The sequence below is a fragment of the Kitasatospora sp. NPDC101801 genome, from assembly GCF_044766665.1.
In the GTDB taxonomy this organism is placed as follows: Bacteria; Actinomycetota; Actinomycetes; order Streptomycetales; family Streptomycetaceae; genus Kitasatospora.
Genome location: NZ_JBIWML010000017.1, coordinates 116,443 through 128,112, shown reverse-complemented (window position 1 = coordinate 128,112; position 11,670 = coordinate 116,443). Strand labels below are relative to the sequence as shown.

Here is an 11,670-nt window from a genome sequence, read left to right as displayed (position 1 = left end):
CCCGCGTCGACGACCACCTTCAGCCGGCGGATGCCGGCCAGGTCCACCAGGCCCAGCAGGTGCGAGGCGTAACCCTTGAGGGTGTCCTGGGCCGAGAGGGCGCCGGGCTCCACGTCCAGGGCGGGCACCGTGACGGTGTCGTCGGCGGCGGTCCAGGACTCCACCAGCTCACGGATCTCCTCCAGGCCGCTGTCCTGCCCCACCGGGGAGGCACCCGCCCGGCACAGCTTGATCCCGTTGTACTGGGCGGGGTTGTGGGAGGCGGTGAACATCGCACCGGGCAGGTCCAGCGACCCCGACGCGTAGTACAGCTGGTCGGTCGAGCACAGCCCGATCTCCACCACGTCCGCACCCGACGCCGCCGCACCCAGCGCGAACGCCCGCGACAGGGACGGCGACGACGGCCGCATGTCATGCCCCACCACCACCGCCGACGCACCCACCACCCGCACGAACGCCGCACCCAACGCGAACGACAACGACTCGTCCCACTGATCCGGCACCACACCACGCACGTCGTACGCCTTCACCAGCTGCTTCAAGTCCCGCACTGCCACTCCACACCTGTTGGGTCCTCAGAGGAGGGCAGCGTACCCGCAGCTGATGACCGGTTCGGTGCGGTCAGTTGTCGGGTGAGCGGAGCACTCGCAGGTGGCCGCGGCGGCCCGCCTCGCCCGGGTCCGGCTCGGACATCCTGGACTGACGGGGCGTCTGGGGCCGGGCGGCCTCACGGACCGCGTTCGCCAGCGCCTCCAGATCGTCGCTGGAGCGCCGCAACGGGCCGACCTCGGCGGCCAGCCGGACCACCTCCCAGCCACGCGGGGCGGTCAGGCGTTCGGCGTGCTCGGCGCACAGGTCGTAGCAGTGCGGCTCGGCGTACGTCGCGAGCGGGCCGAGAACGGCGGTGGAGTCCGCGTAGACGTACGTCAGCGTAGCCACGGCCGGTCGGCCGCACGCGGTCCGCGAACAACGACGTACAGAGCTCACGAGGGTGGACGGTACCGCACTCCTGACCAGGCCGCGAAGACCCTCCCCCGTCCAGTGTCACGTGTCGCCGACATGGGCCCGGCCGGGGTGGTCCACTTCCGCGCCCTCAAGGACTACGCTCGACACTGATATGGACAGCTCCGCACCCCAATCACCGGCCGAGCAACCTCGGCGCCGTCGGCACCGGGACCGGCACGGCCGCGGCCTGCGAGGGCCGCTGGCGCCTCCTCAGGTGCCCATCTCGCTCACCAGGTCGGAGCTGTTCGACGACTACGTGCGCGAGTCGGTGGAACGGCTGGAGCGGCGGTGGCCGCAGCTGGTCGACGTGGAGTTCGCCGTGCAGGAGGTGCCGCTCGCCGACGCGGGGGCGCCGGAGCCGGAGGCGGTGCCGCTCGGGCGGGTGATCGCGGCCGCCCAGGGGCGGAAGAGCCGGATCATCGTGTACCGGCGGCCGGTGGAGATCCGGGTGAAGAGTCGGGACGACCGGGCGGCGCTGGTGCACGAGATCCTGATCGAGCAGGTCGCGGACCTCTTGGGGCTCTCGCCGGACGCGATCGACCCTCGCTACGACGAGGAGTAGCCCACCGAGGCTGCACCCTGGGCAGGCGCCCGGGCATCTACGGTCAGGGGCTCGGGGCTGCACTTTTGGCAGGCGCTCAGCGGTCGACTACCCAGGGGCTCGGGGAACTGCGAGGAGATCTGGCGTGCGGGTCACTGCGAAAGTGCCTGACCACCCACGCGACGATCACCTTGCAAGGGTCGGCGTCGCAGTTCCCCGAGCCCCTGGCGCCGTAGGCGGCTGAGCGCCTGCCGACAGCAGAGCCCGCAGGCGCCTAGCGGAGCAGGACTGCGGGGTCGGGGTCGGCATGGGGGACGCTGACGGTGCTGTGGTCGTCGCGGATGGACTGGATGGTGAACATCGGGACGTCCTTGAGGGGGAGCAGGAGCATCCGGGCGGCGGCGACGGGGCCGCCGGAGACGGTTTCGACGGTGAGGCCGAAGGTGCCGTTCAGGCCGGCCGGGTCGGGGGCCGGCAGGCTGACCGTGGCGCCGGGCGGGATGTCGACGTCCTTGCTGGTGGGGGTGCCGCCGGCGCTGCCGGCCGAGCTGGTGACCCTGACCTTGGTGGCGGCTTCGCCGGTGGCGGTCAGGAAGACGGTGCTGGCGCCGCCGCCCCGGTTGTCGGCGAGGCTGCCGCGCTTGGTGACCGGGGTCGCACCGGTGAGCCAGGCGGCGTCCGACTTGCCGTTCTGGGTGCGGTCGACCCGGACGGTGGCGACGATCGGGGTCGGGTGGGCCGGGTCGGACGGGCTCAGGCGGAGTGCGCCGGGCTCGCCGCGGGTGATCTTGTCGAGGTCGACCGCGGTGACCATGCCCGCCTTGACGTGCACGGTCTCGAACCCGGCCGGGGTGAACCAGCCGTTCTTGCCGGAGACCTGGACCTTGAGGTCGGCGTCGTCGTCGCCCGGGGCGGCCACCACCAGGCGGGCGGCGTTGCCCTCACCGATCATCAGGCCGGGGATCACCTGGGTGGCGGCGGGTGCGGCGGAGGCGGGCACCCAGTCGGCGCCCTTGTTGCCGTCGGCCGCGTGCAGCCCGGCCCCGACCCGGCCGCTGCGGGCCACCACGTGGATGGCCAGGTCCTTCTGATCCTTGATCAGCGAGGGCAGCCGGAGGGCCTGCGAGGTGCCCGGGGCGAGCGTCAGACCGTCGGCGGCCTCGACCTCGATCGGGCCCTTGTCGCCGTAGAACTTGAGGTCGACCACGGCTCCGGTCGACTCGGCGTTGACCAGGCTGACGTAGTCCACCCGGTCCCCCGCCGTGCTGGCGCCGGAGAACCAGAAGCTGGTGTCCGAGGGGGTGCAGTCGATGCCGGAGAGGCCGAGGCCCTGCTGGTCGGTCACGGTGGTGGTCTGGCCGACCGCGAAGCCGGGGGCGTAGCCGCCGGTGCCGGTCGCGATGGTGCCGGGGGCGGTGTCACCGTTCAGGGCGGGTCCGACCACCGGGGTACCGACCTTGGCGAGCGCCACCCGGGCGTCGCTGGGCGCGGTGTCGGCGGGGTTGGTGCTCGGGGCCGCCGAGGGGCTCGCGGGCGCGGCGGGCGGCGGGGCGGCGGCCGGGTTGCGCGGGGCGACGTCCAGCAGCGCGCCGTACCCGCCGGTGGCGCTGCCGCCGGGCGGGGTGAAGAGCGAGAGCTGGGTGGTCCCGGTGAGGCCCTGGACCGGCTGCGGGCAGACCTTGACGGTGCGTTCGACCTGGGTGGAGGTCGCACTGCCGGTCACCGCACCGGCCGGGTCCACCGGCGGGCGCAGCTCGGCGATGCCGAACACCACCCCGAGCACGACGGCCCCGGCCAGCAGCGAGCTGCCGGTCCGGCTGCCGCCGAGCGCCTTGAGGCCGGGCGCCTTGAGGCCGGTGGTCTTGAGCGTGGGCTTCTTCATGACGGTGGGTCAGCTCCCCGATCCGGGCCGGTACGGCTGGCCGTACGGGTCATTGGGGTCGTAGTACGGCTCCTGCTGCGGCTGCTCCGGCATCCAGACCTGTTGGTCGGTCTGCTGCGCCTGCGGCGGCTGCTGCTCGTACCCCTGGTACTGCTGCTGGTCGTATCCGGCGTACTGGTCGTAGCCGTACTGCGGCTGCTGCTCGTAGCCGTACGGGGCGGCGGGCTGCTGCTGCACCGCGTACTGGTCCCAGGTGTACGGGTCGGCCTGCTGGTACGGGTCCTGGTACTGCTCGGCCGGGGCGGCCGGCATCGGGGCGGGTTCGGTGACGGACTGCTGCGGGATGGCGGCGTAGACGCCGCTGTCCGGCTCGGTCTCGTCGCCCTCGCCCTCGCCGCGTTCGGCCAGCCGGCGGGCCCGGCGGCTGCCGGGGATCGGGGCCTGCGCCTGGGCGGCGGCGGCCAGCGCGGCGGCGGCCACCACCTCCTCGGGCAGGTCGTCGTCGTTGTGGTTGCGCCGGCCGGGCAGGGCGAGCACCAGGACGGTGGCGCCGAGCAGGAGCTGGGCCCAGATCCAGCCGGTGTGCAGCAGGCCGGACTCGTGGGTGACGTCCAGTCGGCCACCGGTGGCGGGGAGCTTGAAGCCCTGCGCCCAGCCGTCCAGGGTGACCGGCTCCAGGGCGGTGCCGCCCAGGGTCGCGGTCCACTGGGGGTCGGCCTGTTCGGCCAGCCGCAGGACCCGCCCGGCCGGACCGGCCGGGAGCTCGCGGTAGATGTCGTGCACGCCGGACGGGAACGGCTGGGCGACGCCCTGGGGGTCGACGATCACGGCCCGGGTGGCCGGGGCACCGGAGACCTGCCAGAGCGCGACGCCGTTCTCCTGGCTGAGCTTGGTCAGGCCGGGGGTGGTGTCCAGGACGTCCCGGACCTTGGGGGTCAGCGGGTCCTTGACCTCGACGTAGCCGATGCCCTGACCGGCCAGTTCCTTGGCCTGCTCGCCGCCGGAGCCGGCCAGCAGGCGGCCGACCAGGCCGGTCAGCCGGCCCTTGGGGTCGGCGGCGGCGTCCACGGTGCCCTCGGCCTGACCGAGGGTCAGGCCGGCGCCGCGGACCAGCGCGTAGTGCACGGCGGCGGCCTGGGCGTCGCCGCTGATCACCAGGGTGCGGGAGCGGTCGGTGGTGCCGGCCTCCTCCGCGATGAAGGCGGGGACCTGGTCCGTCTCGGTCCGGCGGAGCGGACCCTCGGCGCCGGTGACGGCCCACCAGACGGCGGTGCCGACCGGGGCGAGCACCGCGGCGGCGAGCACCAGGGCGGCGACCGGCTGGCGCCAGCCGAAGGCGATGCCGGCCACCCGGGTGTTGGCGCCGTCGGCGCCGATCGCGGCGGCGGCCAGCAGGGCGACACCGGTCAGCAGGGTGGCGGGCCCGGCCCAGGCGGCCACCGGGGCGCCGCCGGAGGCCGGGGTGACGGCGGTGCCGGCCACCACCACGGTGAAGACCAGCCCGGCCGCGGCGGCGGCCCAGGCGGCCAGCACCGCGCGGCGGCGGTCGGCCCGGAGCAGCGCCGCGAGCGCGGCGAGCACCACACCGGCGGACAGCCAGATCGGCGGGACGCCGGCGCCGCCGGGGTTCACCAGGATCAGGCCGAGCGCGCCGGGGGCCTGGCCGGAGAGGCCGGGCAGGCCGGCTTCGAGCAGCAGTCGGGACGGGTGCGCCAGCACGTGCAGCGACCAGGGGGCGAGCACCAGTACGGGAGCGCCGAGGATCACCAGCACGCGTACGCCGAGCAGTCGCAGCGCCTCGCCGCCGGAGCCGTACGCCCCGCCGCGGAACACCGCGAAGGCGAGCGCGGCCAGGCAGAGCGGGACCGCGATCGCCCAGGTGAGCGGGACGAAGGCGGTGCAGACGGTGAGCATCAGCACCGTCATCCAGCTGGACCGCCAGCCGGGGCGGGCGCCCTTGGCGGCGGTCTCGGCGCGGATGCCGAGGCCGGCGCTGATCGCGGCGGCCCGGGCCAGCGGCGGCAGCAGGACGGCGAGCACGGCGGTGCCGATCCGGCCCTGGGCCAGCGCGCCGGTGGCGGCGGGCAGCAGGGCGTACCCGGCGCTGGCCCAGGCGCGGACGAGCTTGGACTCGATCAGCGGGCGGGAGACCAGGTACGCGCTGACCGCGGCGAGCGGGATGGCCAGCACCAGCAGCAGGCCGACCGCCAGGTCGGCGTTGCCGAAGGTGAGTCCGGAGAGCACCGCGAGCACGGCCAGGTAGGGCGGCGCGGTGGCGGTCGAACCGCTGCCGACCGGGTGCCAGCCGTCGGCGTACATCGACCAGAGACCTGACGCCCCGTCGGAGGCGGGCAGCAGCGCGCCGCCGAGCAGGTTGCCGCTGCCGAGCAGGTCACGGCAGGCGATCAGGGCGAAGATCAGCAGGGCGGTGAAGAGCAGCGGGGCGGGGCGCTTGGCGAGCTTCTTGAGCAGCGCGAACTGCTCGACCACCAGGTCGTCGGCGTCCTCGTCGCCGGGGCCCGACTCGACCGAGCCGTGCCGGCCGGCGCCGGAGTCGTCGCCGCCGCCGATGCCGAGCGAGCCGATCATGCCCTCGACGGCGAGCCGGGCGGTCGCACCGGGGGCCGGGAAGAGCGTGCGGTCGTCCAGCGCGTCGCCGGCCCTGGTCCTGGCCCGGCGTTTGCGGGCCGCCAGCAGGCGCGGCAGCCGGACCAGCTCGTGGCCGAGTCCGGCGAGTTCGTCGAAAGCCTGCTTGGGGTCCTTGCCGATCACGTTGACCAGCACCCGGAACAGCGTGCCGAGCATCAGCCGGAACAGCACGTACGGGAACAGCAGGCCCTTGGAGTTGGCCAGCAGGGTGTAGACCGCGCCGGCCTTGTCGACCCGGTGCGGGTGGGCGGCGCCGCAGTCGATGGCGCGGCGCTCGCGGCTGGCCGCCTCGGCGTGCCGGAGCACGGCGTCGGGGGCGACCACCACCCGGTGGCCGGCCGCGTTGACCCGCCAGCAGAAGTCGGTGTCGTCGCGCATCAGCGGCAGCGCCTTGTCGAAGCCGCCGAGCTCCTCGAAGACGTCGCGCCGGACCAGCATGCCCGCGGTGGAGACGGCGAGCACCGGACGGACCTGGTCGTGCTGGCCCTGGTCCTGCTCGCGGCGGTCCAGCCCGGTCCACCGGCGGCCGGACCGGGCGATGGTGACGCCCACTTCGAGCAGCTGGCGGCGGTCGTACCAGCTGCGCAGCTTGGGGCCGACCACCGCGGCGGTCGGGGTGGAGTCGGCGACCTGGAGCAGCCGGCGCAGTGCGTCGGTCTGCGGCTCGCAGTCGTCGTGCAGCAGCCAGAGCCACTCGACCGGCCTGGTCTCGCGCGGGCCACCGCGGCCGAGGTCGTCCTCGGCACCGAGCGGGTCACCGAAGTCGTCCCAGCCGCCGGTGACCGGGTCGTAGCCGGACGGGTCGAGGCTGTACGGGAGGTCCTCGGGGCGCAGCGGGGGGCTGTTGAAGACCGCCTGGCCGACCGCGTTGCCGAAGCCGGAGCGGCGGCCGAGGACCAGCGGCCCGCTCTCGGGCAGCCAGTCGCCCAGGGTGTCCCGGAGCAGCTGCGGGGAGGTGTCGGTGGAGCCGGTGTCCACCGCGAGGATCCGCTGCACCTGCCGGTCCTGGCCGAGCAGCCCGGCGAGGGCCTGCGGGAGCCAGCGGGCACCGTCGTGCGAGACGATCACGGCGGTGACCAGGTGGCGCGGGTACGCGGGCGGCCGGGTTGCGGAGAAGCCGCTCTGGTGGCTGTAGACGGTCATCGAGTGCGTTGGCCCCAAGCTTCTCAGTGGACACGGCCGAGAACGGCGAAGTCAGGTGGCGCACCACACTAACGGCTCCGGATGGCGGGCTTGCGCCCGGAGTGTGTGCAGAAGGCGCTGCGATGGTCGGGGACATGCGAAAGCGCCCCACCGTCTTCGGTGAGGCGCTGCACAGAACCGGTGCGGGACCGGCGGACGGCGGCCGGCTCAGACCGCGCTCTTCTTGAGCCGCCGGCGCTCCCGCTCGGAGAGGCCGCCCCAGATCCCGAAGCGCTCGTCGTTGGCCAGGGCGTACTCGAGGCACTCGGACCGGACCTCGCAGGCGAGGCAGACCTTCTTCGCCTCCCGGGTGGAGCCGCCCTTCTCCGGGAAGAAGGACTCGGGGTCGGTCTGAGCGCACAGCGCGCGCTCCTGCCAACCGAGTTCCTCTTCGTCCTCTTCGATGCCCTCACCGATCAACAGCTCAAAGAGCTCGCTCATCTGGCGCGCCTCCTCTGCCCCTTTGGCGTCCCCGTGGTGTTGCCGTTGCCTGGAGCGGCGGAACGACACGAGTGAAATTACATGTGCGTCACTCTGGCCCAGTCAAGCCGAGCTCTGGTATTGGGCCAAGGATTCACTCCCCGGAACCAAGGCACTACGATAAGTTTACATATCCGGACATCCAGGATTTACCGCCCTGATGGGCCTCAACCGTCCGGAAACACCCACCGCCTGACAGGCAGTCAACCTGACACACCGTCGCCTCCGCCACCCCCGAACGGGGGGACGTCGGAACGGATCGGCCCGGTTGCCTGGTCACCGGCTGCCTTCCCGGCGATCTTCACATCGAAACATAGAGGGTGATTTATCACCCCATCCGGTAGTTCAGGAGTGATCTGACCCGAATGTCCCGGAGTTCGCTTGACACTCCCCCCACTCCTACGGTCTCCTTGCACGCATGTCAGAGTTCGCCCTCACCCGGAGCCGCCGCCAGGCGCAGCTCCGTGCTGCCGCGAGCTCGCTCTGTTGTCGCCTCTGTTCCTGCTGTATCTAGGCGCTCGCGTCCCACCGCGCGCCGCCCAGGAACATCGAGGCCGCCCGCGCGACAGAGTCCCCCCTGAATCCCGCGGTCCGGCTGACTCCCCCGCCGACCAGCCGCCCCGAGGATTCCTCCCATGCGAATGCCCCGCCTCCGCAAGCGCAACCGAGACCGCGCCAGGCAATCCACCGTCGCCGTACCGGCCCCGCGCTGGACCGACGGCCTGAGCGACGTCTCCATCGCCGGCGACCCGCTGGCCTTCCCGCACCTCGCCCGCACCGACCTGCCCCGCCACCCCAGCACGGTGGCCGGCTACGCCCAGCTGGTCCGCGAGATCGCCGCCGACCGCTCCCGCTGGGAGCCGCTGGTCCGCTACGACGCGCTCACCCGCTGGTACGCCCGACTGGAGACCGGCCCGGGCTACGAGGTCTGGCTGCTCAGCTGGCTGCCCGGCCAGAGCAGCGGCTTCCACGACCACGGCCAGTCCTCCGGCGTCATGACGGTGCTTCAGGGCGAGCTGGTCGAGCGCTCGCTCACGCACGCCGGCGAGGGCAGCCGCCCGCTCCGCCCGGGCGGGCAGCGGGTGTTTTCGGCCGGCTACCTGCACGAGGTGGTCAACGCCTCGCTGGAGCCCGCCGTCTCGATCCACCTGTACTCGCCCGGCCTGGTCGAGATGAACCAGTACGGCGCCGCGGTCGCCCCCGAGACCCGGGTCGAGGCGCACTGACCCCGGGCCCCGGCCCGCACCCACCGGCCCGCCTGGCAGGATGAGCGCATGCGCATCGTGGCACTGGCAGGCGGGATCGGTGGAGCGCGTTTCCTGCGCGGACTCCGTGAACTGACCGGCCCTCAGGACGAGATCACCGTCATCGGCAACACCGGCGACGACATCCACCTCTTCGGTCTCAAGGTCTGCCCCGACCTGGACACCGTGATGTACACCCTGGGCGGTGGCATCCACGAGGAGCAGGGCTGGGGCCGGGCCGACGAGACCTGGTCGGTCAAGGAGGAACTGAAGGCGTACGGCGTCGGGCCCGAGTGGTTCGGCCTCGGCGACCGGGACTTCGCCACCCACATCGTGCGGACCCAGATGCTCGACGCGGGCTACCCGCTCAGCGCCGTCACCGAGGCGCTGTGCGACCGCTGGCAGCCCGGCGTGCGGCTGCTCCCGATGACCGACGACCGGGTCGAGACCCACGTCCGGATCACCGAGGAGGCCGGCCCCCGGGTGGTGCACTTCCAGGAGTACTGGGTCAAGCTGCACGCCGCCGTGGCCGCCGAGGCGATCATCCCGGTCGGCGCCGACACCGCGAAGCCCGCCCCGGGCGTGCTGGCGGCGATCGCCGAGGCGGACGTGATCCTGCTGCCGCCGTCCAACCCGGTGGTCTCGATCGGCACCATCCTGGCCGTCCCCGGCATCCGACAGGCCGTCAGCGACACCGCCGCCCCCGTGGTCGGGCTCTCCCCGATCATCGGCGGGGCGCCGGTGCGCGGCATGGCCGACAAGGTGCTGGCGGCGGTCGGCGTCGAGGCCACCGCATCGGCGGTGGCGCTGCACTACGGCGCCGACCTGCTCGACGGGTGGCTGGTGGACACCGCCGACACCGAGGCCGTGGCCGCGGTCGAGGCCGCCGGGATCAGCTGCCGGGCGATCCCGCTGCTGATGACCGACGTCCCCGCCACCGCGGCGATGGCCCGGGCCGCGCTGGAGCTGGCCGAGCAGGTCCGGGCGTGATCTCGGTCCTGCCGGTGGCGGGGCTGCCGGAGATCACCGCCGACGCGGACCTGGCCGAACTGATCGCCAAGGCCGGGACCTTCGAGGACGGCGACATCCTGCTGGTCACCTCGAAGATCGTCAGCAAGGCGGAGGGCCGGCTGCTGCACGCCGCCGACCGGGAGGCGGCGATCGACGCCGAGACCGTCCGGGTGGTCGCCCGGCGCGGCCCGGCCCGGATCGTCGAGAACCGCAACGGCCTGGTGATGGCGGCGGCCGGGGTGGACGCCTCCAACACCGCCCCCGGCACCGTCCTGCTGCTGCCGCTCGACCCCGACGCCTCCGCCCGGACCCTGCGGGCCCGCCTCCAGCAGCTGACCGGCCGTCGGCTGGCCGTGCTGGTCACCGACACCTTCGGCCGCCCCTGGCGCAACGGCCTGACCGACGTGGCGATCGGCGCCGCCGGCCTGGCCGTCCTGGACGACCACCGGGGCCGGCGGGACACCCACGGCAACGAGCTGGCGATGACCGTCACCGCCACCGCCGACGAACTGGCCGCCGCCGGTGACCTGGTGAAGGGCAAGGCCAGCGGCGTACCGGTCGCCGTGGTGCGCGGTCTGGGTGACCTGGTGACCGAGGCGGACGGCGAAGGGGTCCGCCCGCTGATCCGGCCGGCCGCCGACGACATGTTCCGGCTGGGCACCTCCGAGGCGCTCCGGCAGGCCGTCACGCTGCGGCGCACCATCCGCTCCTTCACCCCCGAGCCGGTCGACCCGGCCGCCGTCCGCCGCGCGGTGGCCGCCGCCGTCACCGCGCCGGCCCCGCACCACACCACGCCCTGGCGGTTCGTCCTGCTGGAGAGCCCCGAGGTGCGGACCCGGCTGCTGGACGCGATGCTCGCCGCCTGGCAGCGCGACCTGCGCGAGCTGGACGGCTGGGACGACGCGAAGGTGGCCCGCCGCACCGCCCGGGGCAACGTGCTGCGGGACGCGCCGCACCTGGTGGTGCCCTGCCTGGTGATGGACGGGGCGCACGCGTACCCCGACGCACGGCGGGCGGCGGCGGAGCGGGAGATGTTCACGGTGGCGATCGGGGCTGCCGTCCAGAACCTGCTGGTCGCGCTGACCGGGGAGGGGTACGGCTCCGCGTGGGTCTCCTCGACGATGTTCTGCCGGGACACGGTGCGGGACGTCCTCGACCTGCCGGACGCATGGGACCCGATGGGCGCCGTCGCGGTCGGCCGGCCGGCGGAGGCCCCGAGGGAACGCCAGGAGCGCTCGGCGGAAGCCTTCCTGACGGTCCGCTGAACGCCTCTGGCAGCAGGCGCGGCTCTACGGTCAGGGGCTCGGGACTCTGCTGATGTGCGGCTCCGCCGCGTGGGCGACGCCGACTTTTTGCAGGTGCTTCGGTAGCTACGGTCAGGGGCTCGGGGAACTGCGACGCCGACCCCGGAAAAGGTGATCCGTACAGGGGTGGTCAGGCACTTTCGCAGTGACCCGCACGCCAGATCTCCTCGCAGTTCCCCGAGCCCCTGGGTAGTCGACCGCTGAGCGCCTGCCTACAGCGCAGCCCCGAGCCCCTGGGTAGTCGACCGCTGAGCGCCTGCCTACAGCGCAGCCTCCGAGCCCCTGGGTAGTCGACCGTTGAGCGCCTGCCTACAGCGCAGCCTCCGAGCCCCTGGACCGTAGACCCCCAGCACCTGCCAGATGTGCAGCTCC

The 11,670-nt window shown here is 73.5% G+C and carries 8 protein-coding genes and 1 pseudogene; 4 read left to right on the top strand and 5 right to left on the bottom strand.

The annotated features are described in order from the left end of the window. Together manB and ACIRPK_RS20390 are read right to left on the bottom strand one after the other, a co-directional pair. Positions 1-551, bottom strand: a pseudogene (manB, locus tag ACIRPK_RS20395) (phosphomannomutase/phosphoglucomutase); the annotation flags it as partial. 70 nt (positions 552-621) lie between these two features. After that, entirely contained in the window at positions 622-1,017 is a 396-nt protein-coding gene (locus tag ACIRPK_RS20390) for a DUF3499 domain-containing protein (RefSeq protein ID WP_403040659.1), read from the bottom strand. 100 nt (positions 1,018-1,117) lie between these two features. On the opposite strand from ACIRPK_RS20390, the gene ACIRPK_RS20385 reads away from it, so the two are divergent. Then, on the top strand, positions 1,118-1,567 hold the full coding sequence (locus tag ACIRPK_RS20385; protein ID WP_403040649.1) for a metallopeptidase family protein: 450 nt from the start codon (positions 1,118-1,120) through the stop codon (positions 1,565-1,567). A 253-nt stretch (positions 1,568-1,820) separates the two neighbouring features. Here ACIRPK_RS20385 and ACIRPK_RS20380 read toward each other — a convergent pair whose 3' ends face one another. The 3 genes from ACIRPK_RS20380 to ACIRPK_RS20370 form a co-directional block, all read right to left on the bottom strand. Then, complete coding sequence (locus ACIRPK_RS20380; RefSeq protein WP_403040648.1) at positions 1,821-3,428, bottom strand: DUF5719 family protein; 1,608 nt, start codon at positions 3,426-3,428, stop codon at positions 1,821-1,823. A 9-nt stretch (positions 3,429-3,437) separates the two neighbouring features. Beyond that, the gene (locus tag ACIRPK_RS20375; RefSeq protein ID WP_403040647.1) at positions 3,438-7,220 is read right to left on the bottom strand and encodes a glycosyltransferase; all 3,783 of its coding nucleotides are present in this window, start codon (positions 7,218-7,220) and stop codon (positions 3,438-3,440) included. 207 nt (positions 7,221-7,427) lie between these two features. Then, positions 7,428-7,700 (bottom strand): WhiB family transcriptional regulator, encoded by a 273-nt coding sequence (locus tag ACIRPK_RS20370; protein WP_145790473.1) that lies wholly within the window; start codon positions 7,698-7,700, stop codon positions 7,428-7,430. A 674-nt stretch (positions 7,701-8,374) separates the two neighbouring features. Between ACIRPK_RS20370 and ACIRPK_RS20365 the strand changes: the two genes are divergently transcribed. The 3 genes from ACIRPK_RS20365 to ACIRPK_RS20355 are packed head-to-tail and all read left to right on the top strand — an operon-like array spanning position 8,375 to position 11,259. Next, a complete protein-coding gene (locus ACIRPK_RS20365; RefSeq protein ID WP_403040646.1) occupies positions 8,375-8,965 on the top strand; it encodes a cysteine dioxygenase in 591 nt (196 codons plus the stop codon). Positions 8,966-9,013: 48 nt separating this feature from the next. Further along, complete coding sequence (gene cofD / locus ACIRPK_RS20360; RefSeq protein WP_403040645.1) at positions 9,014-9,973, top strand: 2-phospho-L-lactate transferase; 960 nt, start codon at positions 9,014-9,016, stop codon at positions 9,971-9,973. Beyond that, a complete protein-coding gene (locus ACIRPK_RS20355; protein WP_403040644.1) occupies positions 9,970-11,259 on the top strand; it encodes a coenzyme F420-0:L-glutamate ligase in 1,290 nt (429 codons plus the stop codon). The genes cofD and ACIRPK_RS20355 overlap by 4 nt, the downstream gene beginning before the upstream one ends. Positions 11,260-11,670: the final 411 nt, after the last annotated feature.

Excerpts from the sequence above, each read along its gene's own strand:
- ACIRPK_RS20385 (WP_403040649.1), top strand. The coding sequence starts at position 1,118 with ATGGACAGCTCCGCACCCCAATCACCGGCCGAGCAACCTCGGCGCCGT.
- ACIRPK_RS20380 (WP_403040648.1), bottom strand. The coding sequence starts at position 3,428 with ATGAAGAAGCCCACGCTCAAGACCACCGGCCTCAAGGCGCCCGGCCTC.
- ACIRPK_RS20375 (WP_403040647.1), bottom strand. The coding sequence starts at position 7,220 with ATGACCGTCTACAGCCACCAGAGCGGCTTCTCCGCAACCCGGCCGCCC.
- ACIRPK_RS20370 (WP_145790473.1), bottom strand. The coding sequence starts at position 7,700 with ATGAGCGAGCTCTTTGAGCTGTTGATCGGTGAGGGCATCGAAGAGGAC.
- ACIRPK_RS20365 (WP_403040646.1), top strand. The coding sequence starts at position 8,375 with ATGCGAATGCCCCGCCTCCGCAAGCGCAACCGAGACCGCGCCAGGCAA.
- cofD (WP_403040645.1), top strand. The coding sequence starts at position 9,014 with ATGCGCATCGTGGCACTGGCAGGCGGGATCGGTGGAGCGCGTTTCCTG.